Consider the following 21,567-nt stretch of genomic DNA (forward strand, 5'->3'; position numbering starts at 1 on the left):
GTGCGGATCACCGTGCTGCTGCCCGGGACGCTGCGGGAGAAGGCCGGCGGCGAGTCCCGGCTGGCCGTCGAGGTCGCCGAGCCTGCCACGCTGGGTGCCGTGCTCGACGCGCTGGCCGAGCGGTACCCGGCGCTGGAGCGGCGGCTGCGTGACGAGCAGGCGGGGCTGCGCCGGTACGTCAACTTCTACGTCGACGGCGAGGAGTGCCGCCACCGGGACGGCCCCGGAACGGTGCTGCGGGCGGACGCCGAGGTGCAGATCATCCCGTCGGTCGCGGGAGGCTGAGCTCGTCGAACAGCGCCGCCGCGCGGTCGGCCGTCGCGGCCGCCCGGCGTCCGGTGCTGAGCAGCGCCAGGACGAGGAGACCGGCTCCGAGCGCGGTGACCAGCCACCACACGCCCGGTCCCGTACTCGAGAGCGCAACGCCCAGTGTCGTCCCGGTCTGCCTCCCGGCGGAGGCCAGCGACGCCGCCACGCCGGCCATCGAGCCCGGCATCCCGGAGACGGCGGTGTTGGTGATCGGCGGGTTCACCGCACCGAGGAACACGCCGAACAGCAGGAAGGTCGCGAGCACGACGGGCAGCGGCGTCGCCGGGCCGAGGAACGCCGAGACGGCGCCGCCCGCGGTGAGCGCGGCACCGGCGACGACCAGCGGCCACCGCGGCCCGTGCGCGCCGACGAACCGGCCGGTCCGCGGGGACAGGACCAGCACCAGCACCCCGACCGGCAGCAGGCACAGCCCCGCCGCCGGCGGCGTCAGGCCCCGGGTGTCCTGCAGGTACTGCGTGGTGACGAACAGGAACACGCCGAACCCGCAGAGCGCGAACACCGCCATGACGATCGCGCCGCTGAAGGACACGCTGCGGAACAGACGCAGCTCGAGCAGCGGGTCGGCGCGGCGCGGCTCGTGGGCCAGCAGGCCCAGCACGCCGAGCCCGGCGAGGGCGAACAGGCCGAGGATCCACGGCGACGTCCAGCCCAGCCGGTGCGACTCGATGAGGGCGGCCACGGCGCTGCCGAGCACCAGCAGCACGAGCACCTGGCCCACCGGGTCGAACCGGCGGGGCCGCGGCGCGCGGGACTCGGGCACGAACAGCGTGGTGGCGACGAGGGCGGCGGCGATGATCGGGACGTTGACCCAGAAGACGGCCCGCCAGCCGAAGCCGTCGACGAGCACGCCGCCGAGGATCGGCCCGATCGCCAGCGCCAGGCCGGACATCGAGCCGAACACGCCGATGGCGCGGGCCCGCTCGGCCGGCGCGGGGAAGGTGGTGGCGACGATGGCCATCGCGACCGGGTTGAGCATGGTGCCCCCCGCGGCCTGCAGCGCGCGGGCGGCGATCAGCCAGCCGATGCCGGGGGCGAGGCTGCACAGCAATGAGCCGAGGCCGAACAGCGCGAGCCCGCACCGGAAGACCCGGCGGCGGCCGAACCGGTCGGCGGCGGACCCGGCGAGCACGAGGAAGGCGGCCAGCACCAGCGTGTAGGCGTCGACGGTCCACTGGAGGCCGGAGACGGACGCGCCCAGGTCACGGCGGATCGCCGGCAGGGCGACGGTGACGATGGAGATGTCCATCACCACGACGACGATGCTGGCGCAGCAGATCGCGAGCACGAGCCCCGGACGGCTGGCGGTCGGAACGTTCATGCCGTCGACGCTAGGATTTAGAGCGTGCTCGAAGTCAAGCCGATCCCCGCCGAGGGCCTGACCATCGCCGACGCGGCCCGCCGCACCGGCGTCAGCGCGCACACGCTGCGCTACTACGAACGCGCGGGTCTGGTGGTGACCGAGGTCGACCGCACCAGCGGCGGGCGGCGCCGCTACCGCCAACTGGACCTGGACTGGATCAAGATCTGCACCAAGCTGCGTGCGACGGGCATGCCGATCAAGACGATCCGCCGGTACGCGGACCTGGTCGCGGCCGGCCGCGGCAACGAGCCGGAGCGGCTGGCGCTGCTGGAGGAGCACCGCGCGGACGTGCTGGCGAAGCTGGCGGAACTGCAGGAGAACCTGAAGCTGATCGACCGCAAGATCGGCGTCTACCGGGGCCGCCTGGAGGCGGGCGACGCGGACGGGCTCTGGGCACCGGGACGGGTGCGCTGATCCGGGCTACGACAGGCCGCCGCAGCGCCGCCACGTTCGCTCCGCGGCCGGCCCCAACACCCGGCCCAGGTCCGGGCCGATGCTCAGGCTGGCGCGGCTGAGCCGCGCGAGGTCGTAGGGCAGCCGGAAGGTCCGCGGGCGCCGCCGGGGCAGCGGCACGTCCTGCGCCTGGACGATCGCGGGCCCCAAGGGGAGCCCGATGGTGATCTTGCGGCGGTCCCCCGGCTCCGGGCCGCCGCCCGGAGTCGAGCGCCCGCTCGAGGTCGCGGGCGCGGGTCGCGAGCTCGTCGATGCACAGCGCCCTGCAGTGCCAGGTTGTCCGGGACGATCACCCCGGCCTCCCGCTCGGATGGACGACACCTTAACGCCGCCCGTTACGATTCCGGGCGGTCCCGCCGTCGCCGGCCCCCGTTCCCCGGCAGGAGACCCATGCCCCAGCCGGCGCTCGCCGACGCCCTCGAGCCGGACTTCACCGTGCTCATCCCGCGGGTCGCCGGAAGCCGCGCGGCCGGGCGGCTGCTGCGCCGGACGGCGAGCGACCGGCGGACCCGGGCTGGGCTGGCGGTGTACGCCGTTGCGCTGGGAGCGATGCGGTCACCGGGCCACGCGACGGCGAACGTGCCCGGCGGCAACGTCGGGCTCATCAGCCGGTACGTCTTGGATCGCGGTCCTGGGGACGATCGCGCTGGTCGCGCTGTCCACATTGCCGGGTCCACCGTGGCCGATTCGCTACCCGGCCGCGGCGGTCGTCGCCCTCAAGCCCCCGCGGCGTTGGACACGCTGCACATCCAGCGCGCGGCCGGCCCCGCGGTGCGTGCGCCACAGGCCTATCCGTTCAGCAGCGCGTTCACGCTCGGCTGCCACTGTCCCGAGCTGGGCAGCCACCTCGATCCGAGCACGCCCCAGCCGACGCGCGGGGCGCTCGACACCCCGGCCGCCGCCCCCGGCGGCCCTGACCGGCTGGACGGCGGTCCAGCCTGACTGCGTCGTCATGGACGCGCCGGGCACCGTGACCGGCGACGGCCACGTGGGCCTGCCGCTGCCGGCGGCCCAGGTCACGACCGCCCCGCCGGGCGCGACGGCCTGGCAGGCGACGGCGGCTCTCACGAACGGGCCCTGACCGTGCTCGCCGTCCAGGCGGCCGTCCTGTTCAGGATCGGCTAGCCCAAGCCGTCGTAGGCCGCGGCCACCATGGTCATGCCCCGGCCGTCGCCGACGATGGCGTCCAGCATCTGGTTCATCACGTAGGCGACAGTCAGTCCGGCGTCGAAGTCGTTGAACACCAGCGAACCGCCCATGCCGCCCCAGAAGCACGTCCGGCCGCTGACGCCGTAGCCGAGGCCGTACCGCATCTTGACGCCGAGGGCGTAGTCGAGCCCGTGGTACTGCTCCTCCAGCGCCCGCTCGCCCCCGGCCCGCGACAGCAGTCCCCCGCCGCCGGAGGTGAGCACCGACTGCACGGCGGCGACCGACCGGGCATTGCCGTAACCGGCACCCGAGGGGATTTCGGCCCGCCGCCAGGCGACGGCGTTCGTCTCCTCGGGCACGATTTCGGGGTTGGGGACGATCTCGAAGAGCTCGGTTGGCGGCGGCACGGTCAACCCGCCGGGTGGCGCGATGGCGGGCGCGAACCGGTGATCGTGCGCGGCCGGCAACCCGATGTGGAAGTCCGCCCCCAGCGGCCCGGCAACCTCGGCGGCGAAGAAGGCACCGATGGTCTTCCCGGTGATGCGGCGGACGACCTCGCCGAGCAGGTACCCCTGCGTGAGAGCGTGGTAGCAGGCGACCTCCCCGGGCGTCCACCGCGGTGCCTGCGCGGCCAGCAGCGCAGTGACCTTGGGCGGATCGCGCAGGTCGTCGGTGGTGACGGGCGTGTCCCAGGTCGGCAGACCCGAGGTGTGCGACAGAACGTGCCGGACGAGGACGTCACCGGCGGAGAACCCGGGCCAGTACCGGGCGACGGACGCGTCGAGGTCGAGCTGACCGCGATCGGCGAGCACGAGCGCGCACAGGGCGATCATCGTCTTGGTGGTGGACCAGACGTTGGTGACGGTGTCCCGTTCCCACGGGACGGTCCGGGCGGCATCGGCGTACCCGCCCCAAAGATCGACCACCGGCCGCCCGTGCAGGAACACGGCGACCGAAGCACCGACGTCGTCCTCGGCGAGAGACTTGGCCAGCGCATCACGAACTTCGGAGAACCGCTCGTCGCACGTACCGTGCAGGGCAACCATGGGACCGACTAAACCGCGCACGCTCCATGAGCGCCATCGAATATCGGCGGCACCGGCGCGACGACGAGATGCCGATGCGCCACCGGCGGTGCCTCGCACTGGTGGTCCGGCTCGCCAGGGGGCCGGGAGACGGCATCGGCGGCGGTCGTCGCCGGCACCCCGATACCGGCGACCGCGGCGAAGGCAAGCAGGAATTACCGTCGAAGTATGCCGTTTCCCCTTCTCGCCGATTCGCACGGCGGATCTCGGGATGGGTCCGGCCAGTCGGAATCCGGGCCGTCAATGGTGACCGAATCGCCCCGGGCACCGGTCGCCGCGCAGAGCCTTTCGCCGCCGGACAGCGGAAGCCGGAAGGTCCGGCCGACCCCGGTCGGATATCCTCTGCGCACCTCGTCTGCTGCCGGGGACGCTCCCGACACCCCTCCAGATGCAGAACGCGAGCGAACGGAGCACTCGAATGTCATTCTCGTCAGACGATGTCCTGGCCGAATTGCGCAAACTCCGCAAGGGCCGTGGCGTCGCCGGACCGGGTGTCGCCGCCGATACCGGACCCGCGCTCCGGGAACTCTGCAAGATCAGCAACGAAGATCAACCCGCCACGGTGCGGGAAAAGCTCCGCGGCACCCTGAACGCCCTCACCGACGACTTCCCCCCGGATCTTCGTGAGATCGCCAGGATTTCACTGGCGATCGAGATTCCCCAGGACAGCACGGGCCAGTTCCTCAGGGATCGCACCCGCTGGCTGGCGACCAGATCCGCGGTGGACGATCGGACCATTCGGCGCCGGCTTGACGACGCGCTCCTGCTCCTCGCTCAGAAGGCGACGTGGAGCTCGGGCTCCGGCCACGCTCGCGCCGAACAGACCGACGCGTGGACGGTCCGGCGGTTCCAAGCCCTGCTCCGCCTCGATCAACCGACCCCGGAAAGCTTCGAACGCCGGACCATCGTCGCCCTCCGCGACGGTCTGGATCAGATCAGGTCGTCGATCACGATCCCCACCCCACAAGGTGAACCGGTGCTCGAACGATCGGTCGACTTGATCACGCGGGTCCACTTCGGCGCCGAACTCGTCGCACGGCGGTTGCTCCACGGAAGTCGGTTCGTCTTCGATCTCCGGATCCCGCCACTGTCCACCGGAGACGAACACGAGTACGAACTCGTCAACGTCATTCCGGACGGCCAGGAGATGCGGTCGCACTACGTTTTCTTCCCGGAACGCCCCTGCAACGAGTTCGACCTGCGGATCCGCTTCAAGTCGACGGCACCACCGGTTCAGGTGCACGTCGTCCGGGAGGTCTTTCACCGGGACGTCGACTTCCCGGGTGCGGCTGCCGAGCCGATTTCCGTCGACGCGGTTCACGAGGTCCACGTCCGGTTCGAGAACCTCAAGGCCGGATTCGGCTACGGCCTCCAGTGGGCACCGGCACAGTGATCACTGATATCTGATTGCAGTAATTCCTGCTCCGTCCGAGTGACAGAACAACCATGCAGTGACCTTCTGTAACAAGGCCAAGAACGACTTCGATCACCTCGGTGGCCTCAAGCGCCGCCGCAGTCGCCAACTTCGGCCACTGCAAACGGGACCGAACGGAGCACCTCATGGCGATCCCTCTCCCCGCCGAGGTCGCGGACGAGCTGCGACGGCTGAAACGCGGGCGCGGCCTGCAAACGCCGCGCCTTTCGACGGAAGTCGGACCGGCCCTGCGGAGCTTGTGCGGGATCAGCGAGTCGGACACCCAAGCAGCCATCCGGGAGAAGGTGCGAGGCACCCTGGGCAGGGGCATCCGCGCGCTACCTCCCGACCTCCGGGAGGTCATCGTCACCGCGATGGCCCTCGACGCCGACATGGCGGGCAAGTTTCTCGGGGACCGGGTCCGGCTGCTGAGCGCGCGACTCCACCGCGACGTCCGCACCATCCGGCGGCGCGTCGACGAGGCCATCGACATGCTGGCCGAAGAGGCGACGGGGGCAGCCACCGGAGACCCGGGTACGGCCCAGGACTGGCACGTGGAACGACTGGAAGCCCTGCTGAAACTCGACGGGCCGAACCACGAGTTCATCGAGCGGAGGCGGATCGTCGCCGAGCGGGACTTGGGCGACCGGCTCCAGGTCTTCGTCACGCTACCGGTCGGGGACACGGACAACACCGTCTCGGTTCTCGACGCTCATCCGGTGTACGGCGCGGAAGTGCTCGACTGCGTCCCGTTGTCGAGCGACCGGGCCGTATGTCACCTCCGGCTGCCGGCACCGCTCGCCGCCGGGCAACGGCACGAGTACAGCCTGAGCATTCGTGCCGCATACCCCGCACCCGGTCACCAGTACGTGTTCTTCCCCGAGCGCCCGTGCAGCGAGTTCGACCTACGCGTCAGGTTCGCCGCCGAACTGGCGCCGGCCAGCGTGAACGTGATACGCGGCGCATTCCACCGCGCCGCGGACGATCCGTACCTGCCCGATGAGACAATCGCCGTGGACGCGCTCCGGGAGGTACACACGACCTTCGACGGTCTGGCGCCGGGTTACGCATACGGAATCCGGTGGAAGAACCGGAAGAGCGCCTGAGCCGTGGCCTGGCGGGCCGGCACCGCCAGGCCGCGGAAACACTCAGCCGCCGAGCACGATCAGAACGTACTGGCACAGCACCAAGAACAGATGCGGCTCCATTTTCTTCACCTCCCCGCGAGCGATTCCCGATCACCGAACCGATGCGCCGGCCGGATTGATCCGAGGATCGCTTTGCCGCGATTCGAAGAAGAGATGTTTCCCGGCTGACCGATCAACGGGAAACAGGCAACACGGGCACCCGGCCCCCGACGCGCGAGCCGGCCCTGTCCACGAAATGACCGCTCTTTGTCCATCGCCGGCCTGCTTCAGGCACCGGGAAACACTTGCGGCACGGCAGTCCCTTGGGGTCGACTCTACGAACGAGCGAACACGCGAGGGGCTGCGATGGACGACGAGGCGCACTTCGGCACCCGGCTGCGAAAACTACGCATGGAGCAACACGTCTCCCTGGGCGAACTTTCGCGCCGCACCCACTACAGCAAGGGGTACCTCAGCAAGATCGAAGCCGGATTGCGCCCGCCGTCACCCGGTGTGGTCAGACTGTGCGACGGAGCTCTCGGCCTCGACGGACTGCTCATCCGCGCCGAAGCGGCCGTCGTGCCGGCACTCTCGCGTGCGTACCCGGCCTCGGCCACCGACCCCGATGAGAGATGGGTGCTGCAGATGGAAGCGGACGGTTCGTTCTGGTTCCAGCCGGTCGACCGCCGATCGGCGATGGCCCTCGGCGCCACGGCGCTGATCTCGATGAGGCCGAGACCGGCGCCCGGCGTCACGCAGGCCCAGGAAGCCGAGGTGACCTTGAGGGCCTTCACCAGCATGTTCCCCGAAATGCGCAGACTGGGTCAGCTCATGTCACCGACCCTGGTCCTCCCGAGCATCATCCCGCAGACACGGACAATCCAGCTGGTGGCGGCACGTTCGTCCGGCCGGGTCCGATCCGACCTCCTCGTCCTGGCTTCGCGGTACGCCGAATACGCCGGCTGGATGGCCCAGGAGTCGGGCGAGGACAAGGCTGCGCTCTGGTGGACCGATCGCGCCGTGACGCTCGCTTCGGAAGGCGGCGACGAGGAGCTGGCCGCGTACAGCCTCGTCCGCCGCGCTCTTGTCACGCTCTACACCTCCAACGCGAGGGAGACCGTCGAACTGGCACAGGCGGCGCAACGTCACCCGGGAGCCAGCAGGCGGGTACGGGGCCTGGCCGCGCAACGCGAAGCCCAAGGACACGCACTCGCGGGCTCGGCGTCGGACTGCTTCCGCGCCCTCGACGTCGCTTACGAACTGCTGGACGACGACGTAGTACCGACGGCACCCGTCCTCGGGACCAGCACTGTGCGCAACCCCGTCCACCTTTCCCGCGCGTGGTGCCTGCTCGACCTGGGTAAACCCGTCGACGCCGCGGAGGCCATCGAGCGGGAACTGCGAGACACCCCGGCGTCCGCGCACCGGTTCCGCGCGCGCTGGCTGGCCCGCCAGGCCCTTGCCTATGCGACCGCCCAGGAGGTCGATCAAGCGTGCGGTCTCGCGAGGGCGTTGCTCGACGACTTCACCAGGCTCGGCTCCGCCACGATCCGTTCCGACCTGTCGGCCTTGGCGCGGACGCTGTCGCGCTGGCTGAACCACCCCCACGTGCGCACCGTCTACCCCGATCTCGTCGACGCGCTGCGCTGAACCGGCGAGCCGGCGCCGGACACGATCGGCATGCGGTCGCGAATTCACCCACCGAGTGAAGAACGGCGAGACGATCACGCAGTTCGAATGCGACAAGGCGGCACCCGGCAACAATTGTCAGCTCGTGGACACTTGGCGGACACCGATGGACAAATCGTGGCCAATACGAGGCGCCCGAGTATCAAATAGGAGACAGCTCTTGCCGCAGAGCCGTACGGCGTATTCGATTGAGCGCACTCCGGAGATCACCGCCGGATAGTCACCCCGCGCAATGCCTTTCGGAGGCGTCCGACCGTGACCGTGAGAAGTATGCAGAGCCCAGCCATCGAGAATCGGCCGTCGCGTGCGGGCCGCTGCGGAAAATGCGATTTTGCAGCCGCGGAAACCGACGTGTACTGCGGCGGCTGCGGCTCTCCGCTCGACCTGGACCGGCAAACACCTCCTCCAGCCGCGCCCGTTCCGGTGCTCCGGCGGGTCGAGCCCAGCGGACCACGTCTCGACCAGGTGTCGAACCTGGTCGCCGGTGCGACCGGGGTGCCGGTGACCGCCGTGCTGGCCGACCCGGCACCCATGTGCGTCTGCTGTGGTGCCGACTCCGCCGCGGACAAGGCCTGCGCTACATGCGGAACACCGGCGGAACCCCTCTCCGAACCGCCGTCGCCGGCTTACGGCGAGCTGCTCCAGTACCGCAGTCACCTGCGCAAGCGTTACGCCCTGCAGATCGGGGCCGGTCCGGACGGCGATCTGCTGCTGACCCATGAGGGCACCGTGCGGCCGCGGGCGGAACTCAAGGTGAAACCGCAGCCGTCACCCCTGCCACCCGCCCCGCGCCGTGGCAGAGCCCGTACGCCACGGTGCTTCGCTACGCGATCTCTGTCCAACAGGACCAGTCGATACTGCCGTGGCCCGCGGAAACGCTGTTCAAGCTTGTTTTCGACGTGGTGCGACAACGCCCTTCTTCGGCCAGGCGCCTGGCGCTCGACGCGATCGCCATGGGCCGCATCGACCTCGTCACGGCATGCGGGATCGGCCCCTCCGAACACGACTGGCTGCGGTTGGTCGAAGCGGCACGGCGAGCAGACGTCGGCGAGGTGCTCACGGCCGCCGCCGCCCTTCCCCCAGACCGTTATCGTCACAAGATCGGCATTCTCGCCGCGTTCGCGGGCCAGCTGCGGACGTTGCCGGCGGCGAAGTCGCTGGACCGGCAGCTGGTCGCGTTCGCCGAGCGGGAGCCACTGGCCCGGTTGCTCCGCCGGGTGCTCGGCGGCGCCCCGTGCACCGCCCGCGAAGCGCTGGCCGACGCTGCGACGCTGGCCAACCTGTTCCACCTCCCCGATCCGCTCGTCCGGCTTGCCACGACAGAGCCGGCGGCGGTACCGCTGGCCGACACCTGGCTGCTGGGCGCGAAGGGGAAGCTCGCGTTGTCCCACAGCGGCCATCCCGAAAGTGGAGTCCTCGTCCCCGAGAGCGATTGGGCCACTGCGCCGTTGTCCGTCGTGGACGACCTGGTCGATGCCGGGCTCCTCGACGCCAACCAGGTGACGACATCGAGCCGCTCAGCCGGCGACCGCGTCTATCTCCACGCCCGCACCGAGCCCCGAACGCTGACGGACGACGAAGTCGACGCACTGGAGCACCACGACGAGTCGATCCGCCGTGCGCTGGCCCGTGGTGACGTGCAAGCGTTCGAACGCGCCCCGGAAAGCGCGATGGGCGCCCATGTCCGCGTGCTGTCCGCCCTGACCAGTAACCGGCCCGACGACGTGGATCCGGATCTCGCGCTGGGGCCCTACCGAGAGACCGTACGGCGTCTCACCGAATCCCTGCGCGCGGTTCAGGACGGCACGCCTGCGGCAGCTGCGGTCGACGCAGTGCTCGCCGACCGGACCACCTGGCAACCACTGGTGAATCTCTTCGGCACCGAAGCCCTGCGGTCCGGAACCGACGGACACCGCAACAGCGAATTCGCGCACTGGCTCGCCCTGACCGCCGCGAGAGAACGGTTGTTCCTGGCCGACTGGCCCGGCGCGATCGAATCCGCGCGGCGGTGCCTGACGGGCGCCTCGAGCGAGGAACTGCGCGACGAAGCCCAGAACCTGCTGGCGTGCGGTCTGCACAACTCCGGTCAGCACGCAGCGGCGTTGCAAGCGCTCGAACAGGCCATCGAGGGCGAGTACTCCGTCGCGCTCCTGGCCAACATCGGGGTGGTGGCCGCCCACCTGGATCGTGAACTGGCCGCGAAGCACTTGGCCCGTGTCGTGCGGGAGGCCCCCAGCGCCCGGATGCGGGTGAACGCCGCGCTGCGGGCGCTCGTCCTGTGGCAGAGCGACGACTCGAAGATCTGGGAAGGCGAAGGCAAGGACACACAGCAGCTGCCCTCGACGTTGCGGGAACCTCTCCGCAGCATCGTCGGTGCGCCGATCGCGCTCGAGGAATTCAGGCAGATCGCGGGAGTGCTCGCCCGGTTCGACTCGGCGTGGTTGCGCAATCCTCGGAACCTGGCCGGCTCTCCTCACCACGACACGCTGGAGGCGAACTTCTACCGCGCTGTCGCCGACGAAGACCGGTTCACCGCCATGGTCGGCGTCTTCGCGCAGATCGCTGACTGGGGCACCGCACCCGACTGGCTGGCGACAGAGCGCGACAGTTTCATCACACAGACCCGGGGATACCTGCTCGACCACATAGACGACCCGGACAACGCCGCGGGCGTGATCGCTCTCGACCTGGCCCGCAAGGTGCGCGGCCTGCCGGTGACCGACGAGGTCGTGCTCGCCCTGCTGGGCATCGCGACGCTCACCTACCACCTCACGACGCAAGAGCTCGAAGTGGGCACCACCCTGGTTGACACCTACCACCGGGTCCGCGGCCTGGCCGACGGCGTCGACGAAGGCGTGCAGGCGGTCGTGGCGAACTTGACAGAGCTCGCCGGACGGCGGATCGCGTTCAACCTCCACCAGGCCCGCGCCCGGGAACTGGACGCGCGGGTGGAGAAGTACAACATGGCTATCAACGTCCTCGACCACACGCCGACCGGGACGCCGCTGTGGTTCAGCGCCCGTCGCGAAGTCGCTGAAGTCGTCGACGTCTGCCAGCTGGCGCATTCGCAACTGACCCCCTGGGTGCGCTTGGCGGAGGACCACGACCTGCGCTCCATGCTCGTCGACTTCCTCGACCACGTCCGGGAAACCGAGTTCAAGGCCCGCCTCGTGCTGGGCGACTGAGGAGAGTCATGGCAGACCGCAATCCCTATCTCGTCCTCGGCGTCGACTACGCGGCCCCGCCGGAGGCGGCACGCCGGTCGTTCGCGCGAGCCGCCCGCCGGATCCGCAAGGCGGCCGGTGGTGCCGTCACCATCGAAGACCTCAACTGGGCACTGCACGAGATCCAGGAACGGCACAGCGAAGCCGAGGACGACGTATCGGTGTACCGCGTGCCGGCGAATCCCGCTGCCTTCCACCCGAGCGGGGACGGGGCCTTCGCCCCGGTCGCGCTGCCCCTGGCACGTCGCACGGCGACTTCCGACAGCGATCGCGAGCAGGTGCTCGCCGGCCTCGCCGACGATGTCTGGGCACTGCTGGGCGCCGCGACCCCATGCGTCGCGCGCTTCGACCACGGATACCACCGCACACGAGAGGACCGGGCATGACGCGCAGATCCAGGGAGGCGGCCGAGAGGCTGCGGAGGCTGGAGCAGGCGGTGGACCTGATCAGCAGGTCGATCGAGAAGATCGAGGTCGCGACCATCGTGCGGGAGCCCGCTTCGGCGCTCTCCGCCGATGCCTACAACGGCCTTCGCAAGCAGATCGTGGCCGCGGCGGGCGAGCGGGTGGCGCACCTCCACCAGCTCGCGCGGTTCGCCCAAGCGGTCGAGTCGGGCGATCCCGCCCCGTTGCCTTCGCTGGTGCGCGAGTGGTCCGAGCAAGCCGGCTTGCTGCGGGTCGACGATCCGTCCGACACCGGCTGTTTCGACGTGCTCGCCGGCAGCGGATCCGCCCTGCGGATGCTGCGACCTGCCTACGTGGACCAGTTGACCGGCCGGCCGATCGTCATGGGGCAGGCCGAGCGGTTCGAACCGCACAAGGCGCTCCCGCGCACATCCCGCCACGCCGACCACGATCGCGAGGTGCCCCGGTGAACCCCTATGGCATCGACTTCGGCACGACGAACTCCGTCCTCGCCGAGTGGACCGGCCGACGGGTCGACGTCCTCCCCATCGACAACCCGCCCGGCGCGTGGACACAGATGGGCTTCGACAAGGTGATGCCGTCCGTACTGGGCATCCTCCCCGACGGCGGAACCCGGTTCGGTTGGGCCGCCAAGCGGCTGACCGAGGGCAAGCTCGAAGCGGTCAAGCGCTTGTTCGCGACCGACGACTCCGTCGAAGTGGGCGGGCGGCGCGTGGACGTCGAGGAAGCCGCCGCACTGCTGTTCGGCCACATCCGGAGTGCCTCACCCGGTGTCGACGTCAGGCGGGCCGTCGTCACCATCCCAGCCAACAGCCGCGGTCGCGCCCGGCTGCGCACCAAGCTGTGCGCCGGACTCGCCGGGATCGAAGTGCAGGCCCTCCTCAACGAGCCCACCGCGGCCGCCATGGCGTACTCGGTCGACGCAACGCGGGACCAGAACGTGCTCGTCTTCGACTGGGGCGGAGGCACGCTCGACGTCACTGTGCTCGAGACCATCGAAGGCGTGTTCATCGAACGCGCGTCCAAGGGCATTCCGCGCTCCGGTGGCATCGACCTCGACGAAGCCTTCGGTCGTGCGATCCTCGACGCCCTGCCCTCCCGGCCGTCCTGGAGCCCGGCTCAGCAGGCGCAGTTCCGGCTGGAGGTGGAGCGGGCGAAGATCCTGCTGTCCTCCCAGGACGAGGTGAACCTCGCACTGCCCGGCGACGTCTTCTTCCCCGCGACCCGCGAGCTCTTCGTGAAGGCGATCGCCCCGTACCTCGACGAGGCCCGCCGGCCGATCGAACAGTGTCTCGCCGACCTGTCCATCACCCCCGGTTCGATCGACCAGCTCGTGATGGTGGGTGGCAGCAGCAAGATCCCCGCCGCCCGGGCGATGGTCTCCGAAGTCCTGCACCGCGAACCGGCAGGCGGGTGCGACCCGATGACCGCAGTCGCGCAGGGAGCGGCGATCGCCTCCGCGATCCTCCTCGGCCAGCTGGACAAGGACTTCTTCGTCGCCACTGAACACGCGCTCGGCACGGTCGTGCACAACGACCGCGATCGGCCGGAATTCAGCGTTCTGATCCCCCGCAACCACCAGCTCCCGGCCAAGGCGACCGACGGCTACCGGCCGGCGGTCCAAGGGCAGGAGGCGGTTCGCGTCAAGGTGATCGAAGGCGACCCGACGAAGCCGGTCGACCACGAAGACAACGTCATCCTCCGGGAATGGACGGTGCCGGTGGATCCGGACCTCCCACCGGACCAGAACGCGTTCACGATCACCTACGAGTACAACGTCGACGGCATCCTGCACATCAACGTCGTCGGCGTCCGATCCGGCCAGGTGATGCTGGACGACGACGTCTCCTGGGGCGTCACCAAGGACAAGACCAAGCTCGTCGAGCTGGCCAAGCGGGTGAGCACGACGATCGAATCCGGATCCGTCGGAGCCGGCTCACCGGTGCGGAGTTCGGCACACGTCTCGGATCCCGAAGTCGCGGCGCTCACGGCCCGGGCACGGACCAAGGTGATGCCGTTCGTCGGGGACGAAGAGGCGAAGCGGCTCGAGGCGATTTGCGTGGACCTCGAGCACGCCGAAGGCGCGGGCCTGGCCGAGTGCAAGGAAGCGTTGAGCGGTGCGCTCCGCCAGTACGCCTACCTCCTCGTCTGAGTCCGCCGGAGTGCTGCTCCCGGTCTACCTCGTCTGTGACCTCTCCGCGTCGATGAAAGGTGGTGGGCGGGTGCAGGCCCTGCAGGACGCGCTGACCGCGCTCCGCGACTCGGTCTGGCTGAACCCCGTCATCAGTGACACCTGCCGGATCGGCGTGCTGGGTTTCGCCGGGAGCGCATGGACCGTAGTGCCGCTCTGCGACGTAGCGGCGCTCGACGAACTACCGGCTCTCACCACAGCCGGTCTGACGAACTACGGGTCGGCCTTCCGCCTGCTCCGGGAGACGATCGAGGGAGACGTCGCACAGCTGGCCGGAGACGGCTTCCGGGTGTGGCGGCCGATCGTCTTCTTCGTCAGCGACGGCGAGCCGACCGACACGCGCGAACTCTGGCGGGCCGAACTCGCCCGGCTGGTCGACCCGGGTTTTCCGGTCCGGCCCGAAATCGTGGCGTTCGCGGTCGGGGAAGCCGCAGCCGGGACCTTGTCCGAGATCGCCACCGCCCGCTGCTTTGCCGCCACCGACGGAACGGCGGTGCAGGAGGCCATCGCCGGGATCGGGGACATGGTGATCCGCAGCGTCGTGGCGTCGGGCACCGGCGGGGGCCCGATGATCCCGCCGACGCCCCCGGACGGTTTCGAGGAGGTGGACCTGCTGTGACGACCTGCGCACCTCATACACCCGTCGTGGTCGACGCCACCGACGTCGAGGAAGGACCCGAACTGGGCCGGGGCGGCCAAGGGAGGGTCACGACGCTCCGGAAGCTGATGGGCCGCCCTGCCGATGGTGTGGTCGTGAAGCGGTACAACCCACAGGTGGTGCCGAACGCGGCGGCGCTGACCCGCCTCGTATCGTGGCGGCGCTCGCTCGACGTGCAGCAGCGGCAGCAGCTCGACGCCGTGGCCTGCTGGCCGCTGAGCGTGCTGGTCGAGCGCGGCCGTGCCGTGGGCACGGTGCTGCCGCTCGTCCCGGCGGGCTTCGGCTTCTGGACCGGCACGCCCTCCGGAATCAGGAGGTTCGTCCTGAACGAGCTCCAGTTCCTGGTGGCCGGCCGCCATCTGCTGCGCAGACGGGGCATACCCGAGACGACGACCGCGGACCGCCTCCGCATCCTCGCGACGTTCACCGAAGCTGTCGCACTCCTGCACGGACACGACGTGGTTCTCGGCGACCTGTCGTTGAAGAACCTGCTCTGGCGAACGGGTGATGAGGGTCCTGGCATCTTCCTGCTCGACTGTGACGGCCTGCGGTTGGAGGGCACGGATCCCGTGACCCCTCAGTCCAACTCACCGAGCTGGGCAGACCCCGCTTTTCCCGCCACCCAGAACCAGCAGTCCGATGCGTACAAGGTCGCACTCGTCGTGCTGCGGACGCTGGCGCGCGATTTCCACACGCACGATGCCGGGACAGCCGGGCCGACGGCGGGCCCGGAACTCACCTCGTTGCTGCGGAGTTCGCTCCGGCGAAACCCCGAAGCCCGCCCGTCGGTGAGCGCGTGGACCGGGCCACTCCGGTCAAGGGCGGAAGCATTCGATCAGATCCGGAAGGAAGGTGCTTTTCCAGCATGACCGAGGACAAGGCGAAACTGCTCCCGTTCTACCTGGTGATCGACGTGTCCTGGTCGATGGACGGGGACAACATCGAAGCGGCCAACGAAATCATGCCCCAGCTCGTCGACGCCCTGGCCCGCAACCCGATCCTGGGCGACAAGGTGCGGTTCGCGCTCATCGACTTCTCGGACGAGGCGCAGGTGCAGCTGCCCCTGTGCGACCTGCTGGACGACGATCTGCAGCTGCCCGGGCTCACGGTGCGCGGCGGGACCTCGTACGCGGCGGCGTTCCGCCTGCTCCGGCGGGAAATCGAAGACAACGTGAAGCAGCTCAAAGCCGACCACTACAGCGTGCACCGCCCCGCCGTGTTCTTCCTCAGCGACGGAGCGCCGACCGACGAAGACCAGGAATGGCGTGAGGCGCTGCGTGAGCTCACGGAGTACGACCGCCAGACGGGTGCCGGCTTCGCCATGTATCCCAACCTGATCCCGTTCGGCGTCGCCGACGCCGACCCGAAGGTCCTGCAGTCGCTGATCCACCCGTCCAGCGGCACCAAGCAGATGCGAATGTACATGATGGACAAGGGGAACAAGCCCGCCGAGGCGATCAAGGCGATGGCCGAGATCCTTGTGTCCAGTGTCGTGAACTCCGGAAACGCCATGGTCGGCGGTTCCTCGGGCGTCGTCCTGCCGCCGGCGAGCCAGATTCCCGTCGGCGTGAGTTCGTACGGTGCCGACGACGACGACTTCCTGTGACCCGTCCGACCGCCGATACCGGCTACCAGAGGAGATCCGCCATGTCCGGAGGAAGACACAGCCTGACCACAACGCCGGAAGAGCAGGGCGTCTCCGCTGCGCACGAAGGGGACGTCCCGGAGAACGTCGGGGATCCCGGCCGAGCGGCGACGGCGGTGATCCCCCTGCCCGACGAGCGGTTCCCGCACCACCCCGAGATCATCGCCAGCGGTGTGCGGATCGGCGAATCGCTGGACCTGCGGGCAGCCAGCATCCGGGGTCTGTCGCACCGCTATTACGGCAAGGTGCGTCAAGACCACTACGCGTTCAGGTCGACCGCGGACTCCCAGTGGCTGGTCGCGTCGGTCGCCGACGGGGTGTCGGCCGCGCCGTGGTCCCACGTCGCAGCCGAGCTGGTCACGCAACGCGGCTGCGACGAGTTGTGCGCCGCGCTCACCAAGACGCCGCCTGAGAAGATCGATTGGCACAGCGTGATCGGTGTACTGTCGGACGCGGTCCGCGACGCGGTGACCAGGAGTGGTGCCGAGCCCGAAGACGCGTCGGCCACGATGGCGACGACGGGGCTGTTCGCGATCATCGAGACCCGTCCGGACGACACCGGCCGGCGCATGGTTCACCTGGCCTCCGTCGGTGATTCGTCGGCGTGGTTGCTGCGCACCGAGCCGTCGTTCACCTGGTCCCCGCTCCAAGCCGTCAAGAACGACGGCGCGGTGGTCGCTTCGTCGGCGACCGACGCGATTCCCGTCACCGGCCGGCATTCCCTGCTCACCCGCGAGTTCACCCTCGCCCCCGAGGAGGTGCTCGTGCTGATGACCGACGGGGTCGGTGACCCGCTCGGTTCCGGGCAGGGCGACGTCGGCCGCTTCCTCGCCGAACGTTGGGCGGCCCCGCCGCACCCGCTCCACTTCGCCGCGCAGGTCGACTTCTCCCGGCGCACCTTCGACGACGACCGGACGGCGCTGGCCATCTGGCCCGTTCCCGATGCGGGAAATCCGTGACCGACGAACTCGAGGAGGCCCAGCTCGGCCCGCTCGGCACCGAGCTGGGCCGAGGCGGGCAGGCCGTGGTCCACCTCCTCCCCGAACTCCAGTTGCCCGACGTCGCCGGCAGTCTCGTCTACAAGCGGTACTTCGGCCAGCAGTCCGCACCGCACGGTCTGCGCGCGATAGTCCGGGTGCGCAGCGCGCTGGACCAGCGCGGGCGCGAGCGGCTCGACACGATCGCCAGCTGGCCCGCCCGAGTCGTTCGGAAGGACGGCGTCGTCGTCGGCGTGGTCATGCCGCTCATCCACGAGTCCTTCTTCCAGAAGCGGGTCCTGCCCGGCAGCGGACGGGCCGTCAACGATCCGAGAGAGGTCCAGAACCTCTTTGTGGAGCCGAGCCTGGCGGTGCGGCTCGGCATGCCGCCCGTCACGACGGCGGACCGGCTCGCGTTCTGCCGGGACTTCGCCGGAGCCCTCGCCTTCCTGCACGGCCGGGGCGTGGTCTTCGGTGACGTGAACGCGAAGAACGCCCTCTTCCGTCGCGCCCCGGAACCGACGGTGATGCTCGTCGATTGCGACGCGGTGCGCATCAAGGGCAGCGCCGCCGTGGTCCGGCAGCTGAGCGCTCCCGATTGGGCTCCACCTGAGGGAACGATCCTCACGCAGGCCACCGACGTGTACAAGCTGGGGTTGTTCGTGCTCAGAGCTCTCACGCCGGGTCCGCAGGCGTCGACCGCGCGCGATCCGGACCGGTTGCGCGAACTGTTCGACCCGGCCGGGCAGCAGCTGCTCCGGGCGACGCTGGGTGAAAACGCGCAGGATCGGCCGCGGTCGGCGGAATGGTACGCCTACCTCGCGAAGCAAACTCCCCAGCGGCGGCACACCGTTGTCGCACGGAAGCAGAGCGAGCCCGCTCGGCGCACCACGACCTCCGGCTGGCGGCGGAACCGGACGACGGGCGGATGGGAGCGAGCCACTTGAGCACGACCGCCCGGTGCACCGCCTGCGGCCGACCGCCGATCGGCATCTTCGAGGTGTCGATGCGCGGTGAGGTCACCTGCGAAGCACACGGCCGGGTTTCGTCTTGCGTGGCATGCAACAGACCTCGGACGCTGCTGGAGCCGTCCGCCTGGCGGTGCCTCGGCCACGAGAAATGGCGTTGCCCGACCTGCGCGACCGGGGCAGTCGACAGCCAGGACGATGTGCGCAATCTCCTTCCCCGCGTCCGGCGCTCGGTGGCGGAGCTGGGCTTCTCCCTGCGCCACCGGGTCCGGGTCCGGCTGGCCGAACCGGACGAGCTCCGATCCCCGTCCGGGACCGATCTGCTCGGTCTCACGAGGATCGTCGCGGTCGACGAGGGGCGGGGCCACGCCGAGGCCGTGCTGGTGTTGCGCGGTCTTCCCGCCGAGCTGTTCGGCAGCACGGTCGCGCACGAGCTCGGCCACGCATGGCTGAGCGAAAACGGGAATCACCCCCGGAATCCCGCCGTCGAGGAAGGACTGTGCGAGCTCATCGCGTATGCATGGCTGAAGAAATCTTCGACGCGGTTCGGCGCGGCCCTGCGCGAGGAGCTCGCCACCAACACCGACCCCGTCTACGGCGAAGGTTTCCGCCAGGTGCACACCGCGGTCCGTCATCACGGGGTCGACCGCGTGCTCCGGACTGTCGCCGCGACCGGTGAACTACCGCCATCCCGAAAGAGCACGAGATGACCGACGAGCAAGCCACGGAGCCCGCCGAATTCCGCGCACTGGCCAAGGTCCTGCGGGAGACCTCGAATCTGCTGCCCCTCGAAGTCCGGGTGGACGCCGCGGCGGACGTCGGAGTCCTCATCACGTTGCTCGAACAGATCGGCCTGATGCAACCCGGTGTCCTGCCACCGGCACAGATGCGGTTCCTTTCGGGGCTCGGCAGGGAAATGCGGATCATGTGCACGGCGACATCCCGATGTCCGAGCCACTCGCAGCGGCTCGAGAACTTCCTGCTGATGCGGCGGAAGATCCGGAGCGAGCAGCACTTCATCGACGGGGCCATCGCAAGCCTCGGCGAACGGATCGAACACCCGATCAGCAGGGCATCGCTGGCCCGCGAGGTCAGGACCACGATGATCCGCGAGTTCCACACAGAGCTGATGCGAGCGGAGCGGCTCGGCAATCCGGTCGGCGGTGACGAGGCAAACCTCTTCGCCTCGGCGACCGGATCTCCCCCGTCCGAGCACGTACCGCGAGGCCCTCGGCCGCCGGAGGACAGCCGGCGAAACCTCGACCACCTGACCGACCTGCACCTCAAAGAGCGGGAAGAGAAGGATGCGGCCGATCGCGAACACCGGCGCTCCCTCAACTACCTCGCCGGAATGATCGTGTCTTCAGCCGCGCTGCTGCCCTTCACACTGGGGGCGCCCGCCGCGGCGGCGGCCACGCTGCACTTCGCGTTGAGCAGCGGATTCGGTCTGCTCAGCATGGCGTGCAGACGCCAATCCTGCGAGCACCGCGTTCAGCAGCGAGCGCTCCAGCACAAGCGGACCAGCTTCATGAGCAACCCGGAGAATTTCCGCGAGATCATGGCGTTGATCGACGGTGTGCCTGCCGAGCGGGTGCAGATCACCCTCGAGATCTTCGAGACCTTGTATGAAACGTCTTCGTCGAGTCCTCCGACATCGGCGTCGGGACAGGAAGAAAGCGTCACCGCGGGCACCGCGTTCGCGAAGTTGCTCGGTCTCTTCGGCGAGCGACACGGCACGGGCGGTTGAGCGTCACCGGTCCCGGCGCTCGACCACCATCACGGAGGCCGTGTCGTGCCAGCTCTGCTCGAAAAGCTCACAGTTCACTATGCGACCCGGGCCGAGCGCGGGATCGTTGACGATGAAGTCGGTCAGCTTTCCGTCGGTGTAGATCGTCCTCAGCACTTGGACGCAGTGGTTGGTCTGGTTCGAGGCGTGATCTGTGGCTATCACGCCCAGGTCGACGTAGGCCAATACCGCCTGACCATCTTCCACGAGGTCCGCAAGCTCACCGACGCCGGCACACGTCTTGACCTCACCCTCGAGGCCGACGGTGGCTAGCAGGGCGCGATGATCGGCGACGTTCATCGTGCCGCTCTTGGAAATGTCCTCCATGTCGATCCAGCACAGGCCGCGGTCGACGGCGGCGTGGACCACGTCGTTTTCCGTGACCTCCACACCCAGGTGACGCGCGACCTGCGCGGTGGCAGCGGGCACGCAGGTGTCCCGAAAGCCCAAGTCGTTCTGTCCTTGGGGAAGCCAATGCTGGAGGTCGTCATCCGGACCGCCCAGTCCATATCCGTCCTGGGTTCCGTCGGCCGGACCGCCCTTGATCTCCACGATGTCCGTCTCGTAGCGTTCGATCAGCTTGTCCCGGGCCTCCGTCCGCAAGTAGTCGATCCCGATATCGCTGAGGTCGGCGTAGGTGCACGTACCAGCCACAGCCGAACCGGAATCGCCGAGAGCATCGAGCGCGCCACCAGGTGCCGCGTCGCCCACGACTTCCGTTTCGAGACCCGCGTTATCGGGCGATTTCGCATCGGCGACTTCCGAAGCCTCACCTCGCTCCACCGGCCCGACATCGACCACACCGGTCCCCTCCACCGCCGCGCCCGCAGCCCCCTCGCGCCCGACCGCCATATCGTCGAAAACCCGCTCCACCTCACCACGCGCAGCCTCCACCGCCAGCCGACGCTCCTCCTCGTCAGGACCGGGAGCAACACCCAGCTCCGCGTCCAGTGCTCGCCGCCCCAGTTCGGCGGGGTCGACTCTCCGAGCTGCTTCATGGGTGCTTTCAGTAGCTTCGAACGAAAAGCTCGGCTTCTGTTCGAAGCCCTCAGGTGATCGGAAAGGCCCGAATTCCGACACGGCGCA

The 21,567-nt window shown here is 69.3% G+C and carries 22 protein-coding genes; 18 read left to right on the forward strand and 4 right to left on the reverse strand.

The annotated features are described in order from the left end of the window. A complete protein-coding gene (locus tag HUT10_RS17015; protein WP_176172113.1) occupies window positions 1-285 on the forward strand; it encodes a ubiquitin-like small modifier protein 1 in 285 nt (94 codons plus the stop codon). On the opposite strand, the gene HUT10_RS17020 is transcribed toward HUT10_RS17015, so the two are convergent. After that, window positions 260-1,648 (reverse strand): MFS transporter, encoded by a 1,389-nt coding sequence (locus tag HUT10_RS17020; protein WP_176172114.1) that lies wholly within the window; start codon window positions 1,646-1,648, stop codon window positions 260-262. The genes HUT10_RS17015 and HUT10_RS17020 overlap by 26 nt on opposite strands. Window positions 1,649-1,672: 24 nt before the next feature. Here HUT10_RS17020 and HUT10_RS17025 point away from each other — a divergent pair, with 24 nt between their 5' ends. Further along, window positions 1,673-2,104: a MerR family transcriptional regulator gene (locus HUT10_RS17025; RefSeq protein WP_176172115.1), complete on the forward strand. Its 432-nt coding sequence runs from the start codon at window positions 1,673-1,675 to the stop codon at window positions 2,102-2,104. A gap of 6 nt (window positions 2,105-2,110) precedes the next feature. Here HUT10_RS17025 and HUT10_RS17030 read toward each other — a convergent pair whose 3' ends face one another. Then, window positions 2,111-2,293 carry a hypothetical protein gene (locus HUT10_RS17030; RefSeq protein ID WP_176172116.1) on the reverse strand — a complete coding sequence of 61 codons (183 nt, stop codon included), beginning with the start codon at window positions 2,291-2,293 and terminating at the stop codon, window positions 2,111-2,113. 240 nt (window positions 2,294-2,533) lie between these two features. On the opposite strand from HUT10_RS17030, the gene HUT10_RS17035 reads away from it, so the two are divergent. Both HUT10_RS17035 and HUT10_RS51850 read left to right on the forward strand, forming a co-directional pair. Next, window positions 2,534-3,085 (forward strand): hypothetical protein, encoded by a 552-nt coding sequence (locus tag HUT10_RS17035; RefSeq protein ID WP_176172117.1) that lies wholly within the window; start codon window positions 2,534-2,536, stop codon window positions 3,083-3,085. A 10-nt stretch (window positions 3,086-3,095) separates the two neighbouring features. After that, window positions 3,096-3,224 carry a hypothetical protein gene (locus HUT10_RS51850; RefSeq protein WP_303246968.1) on the forward strand — a complete coding sequence of 43 codons (129 nt, stop codon included), beginning with the start codon at window positions 3,096-3,098 and terminating at the stop codon, window positions 3,222-3,224. 40 nt (window positions 3,225-3,264) lie between these two features. Here HUT10_RS51850 and HUT10_RS17040 read toward each other — a convergent pair whose 3' ends face one another. Beyond that, complete coding sequence (locus HUT10_RS17040) at window positions 3,265-4,338, reverse strand: serine hydrolase (protein ID WP_176172118.1); 1,074 nt, start codon at window positions 4,336-4,338, stop codon at window positions 3,265-3,267. A 427-nt stretch (window positions 4,339-4,765) separates the two neighbouring features. Here HUT10_RS17040 and HUT10_RS17045 point away from each other — a divergent pair, with 427 nt between their 5' ends. From HUT10_RS17045 to HUT10_RS17110, 14 genes are all read left to right on the forward strand, one after another. Further along, entirely contained in the window at window positions 4,766-5,770 is a 1,005-nt protein-coding gene (locus HUT10_RS17045; protein WP_176172119.1) for a hypothetical protein, read from the forward strand. A 167-nt stretch (window positions 5,771-5,937) separates the two neighbouring features. Further along, window positions 5,938-6,897 (forward strand): hypothetical protein, encoded by a 960-nt coding sequence (locus HUT10_RS17050; RefSeq protein WP_176172120.1) that lies wholly within the window; start codon window positions 5,938-5,940, stop codon window positions 6,895-6,897. Window positions 6,898-7,284: 387 nt separating this feature from the next. Next, window positions 7,285-8,568 carry a helix-turn-helix domain-containing protein gene (locus tag HUT10_RS17055; protein ID WP_176172121.1) on the forward strand — a complete coding sequence of 428 codons (1,284 nt, stop codon included), beginning with the start codon at window positions 7,285-7,287 and terminating at the stop codon, window positions 8,566-8,568. A gap of 854 nt (window positions 8,569-9,422) precedes the next feature. Continuing rightward, a complete protein-coding gene (locus HUT10_RS17060) occupies window positions 9,423-11,792 on the forward strand; it encodes a hypothetical protein (RefSeq protein ID WP_176172122.1) in 2,370 nt (789 codons plus the stop codon). Between the two features lie 8 nt (window positions 11,793-11,800). After that, window positions 11,801-12,217, forward strand: a complete 417-nt coding sequence (locus tag HUT10_RS17065) for a hypothetical protein (protein ID WP_176172123.1) — start codon at window positions 11,801-11,803, stop codon at window positions 12,215-12,217. Further along, window positions 12,214-12,705: a hypothetical protein gene (locus tag HUT10_RS17070; protein WP_176172124.1), complete on the forward strand. Its 492-nt coding sequence runs from the start codon at window positions 12,214-12,216 to the stop codon at window positions 12,703-12,705. Before HUT10_RS17065 ends, HUT10_RS17070 begins: the two co-directional genes overlap by 4 nt. Beyond that, window positions 12,702-14,408: an Hsp70 family protein gene (locus HUT10_RS17075; protein WP_176172125.1), complete on the forward strand. Its 1,707-nt coding sequence runs from the start codon at window positions 12,702-12,704 to the stop codon at window positions 14,406-14,408. The genes HUT10_RS17070 and HUT10_RS17075 overlap by 4 nt, the downstream gene beginning before the upstream one ends. Before the next feature lie 10 nt (window positions 14,409-14,418). After that, a complete protein-coding gene (locus HUT10_RS17080; RefSeq protein ID WP_176172126.1) occupies window positions 14,419-15,066 on the forward strand; it encodes a VWA domain-containing protein in 648 nt (215 codons plus the stop codon). Window positions 15,067-15,092: 26 nt separating this feature from the next. Beyond that, window positions 15,093-15,974 (forward strand): hypothetical protein, encoded by an 882-nt coding sequence (locus tag HUT10_RS17085; RefSeq protein WP_176172127.1) that lies wholly within the window; start codon window positions 15,093-15,095, stop codon window positions 15,972-15,974. Further along, complete coding sequence (locus HUT10_RS17090; RefSeq protein WP_176172128.1) at window positions 15,971-16,711, forward strand: VWA domain-containing protein; 741 nt, start codon at window positions 15,971-15,973, stop codon at window positions 16,709-16,711. The genes HUT10_RS17085 and HUT10_RS17090 overlap by 4 nt, the downstream gene beginning before the upstream one ends. A gap of 41 nt (window positions 16,712-16,752) precedes the next feature. After that, window positions 16,753-17,709, forward strand: a complete 957-nt coding sequence (locus HUT10_RS17095) for a protein phosphatase 2C domain-containing protein (protein WP_176172129.1) — start codon at window positions 16,753-16,755, stop codon at window positions 17,707-17,709. Continuing rightward, entirely contained in the window at window positions 17,706-18,674 is a 969-nt protein-coding gene (locus HUT10_RS17100; RefSeq protein WP_176172130.1) for a hypothetical protein, read from the forward strand. Before HUT10_RS17095 ends, HUT10_RS17100 begins: the two co-directional genes overlap by 4 nt. A 221-nt stretch (window positions 18,675-18,895) precedes the next feature. Further along, window positions 18,896-19,405: a protein DA1 gene (locus HUT10_RS17105; protein WP_176172131.1), complete on the forward strand. Its 510-nt coding sequence runs from the start codon at window positions 18,896-18,898 to the stop codon at window positions 19,403-19,405. Further along, window positions 19,402-20,442, forward strand: a complete 1,041-nt coding sequence (locus tag HUT10_RS17110; protein WP_176172132.1) for a hypothetical protein — start codon at window positions 19,402-19,404, stop codon at window positions 20,440-20,442. The genes HUT10_RS17105 and HUT10_RS17110 overlap by 4 nt, the downstream gene beginning before the upstream one ends. A gap of 3 nt (window positions 20,443-20,445) precedes the next feature. On the opposite strand, the gene HUT10_RS17115 is transcribed toward HUT10_RS17110, so the two are convergent. Then, on the reverse strand, window positions 20,446-21,561 hold the full coding sequence (locus HUT10_RS17115) for a C39 family peptidase (RefSeq protein ID WP_176172133.1): 1,116 nt from the start codon (window positions 21,559-21,561) through the stop codon (window positions 20,446-20,448). Between the last annotated feature and the right edge of the window lie 6 nt (window positions 21,562-21,567).

Source organism: Amycolatopsis sp. Hca4, from assembly GCF_013364075.1.
GTDB lineage: Bacteria > Actinomycetota > Actinomycetes > Mycobacteriales > Pseudonocardiaceae > Amycolatopsis.

Coding starts and splice junctions, on each gene's coding strand:
- HUT10_RS17020 (WP_176172114.1), bottom strand. CDS start 1,648: ATGAACGTTCCGACCGCCAGCCGTCCGGGGCTCGTGCTCGCGATCTGC.
- HUT10_RS17035 (WP_176172117.1), top strand. CDS start 2,534: ATGCCCCAGCCGGCGCTCGCCGACGCCCTCGAGCCGGACTTCACCGTG.
- HUT10_RS51850 (WP_303246968.1), top strand. CDS start 3,096: ATGGACGCGCCGGGCACCGTGACCGGCGACGGCCACGTGGGCCTGCCG.
- HUT10_RS17040 (WP_176172118.1), bottom strand. CDS start 4,338: ATGGTTGCCCTGCACGGTACGTGCGACGAGCGGTTCTCCGAAGTTCGT.
- HUT10_RS17045 (WP_176172119.1), top strand. CDS start 4,766: ATGCAGAACGCGAGCGAACGGAGCACTCGAATGTCATTCTCGTCAGAC.
- HUT10_RS17050 (WP_176172120.1), top strand. CDS start 5,938: ATGGCGATCCCTCTCCCCGCCGAGGTCGCGGACGAGCTGCGACGGCTG.
- HUT10_RS17055 (WP_176172121.1), top strand. CDS start 7,285: ATGGACGACGAGGCGCACTTCGGCACCCGGCTGCGAAAACTACGCATG.
- HUT10_RS17065 (WP_176172123.1), top strand. CDS start 11,801: ATGGCAGACCGCAATCCCTATCTCGTCCTCGGCGTCGACTACGCGGCC.
- HUT10_RS17070 (WP_176172124.1), top strand. CDS start 12,214: ATGACGCGCAGATCCAGGGAGGCGGCCGAGAGGCTGCGGAGGCTGGAG.
- HUT10_RS17090 (WP_176172128.1), top strand. CDS start 15,971: ATGACCGAGGACAAGGCGAAACTGCTCCCGTTCTACCTGGTGATCGAC.
- HUT10_RS17095 (WP_176172129.1), top strand. CDS start 16,753: ATGTCCGGAGGAAGACACAGCCTGACCACAACGCCGGAAGAGCAGGGC.
- HUT10_RS17110 (WP_176172132.1), top strand. CDS start 19,402: ATGACCGACGAGCAAGCCACGGAGCCCGCCGAATTCCGCGCACTGGCC.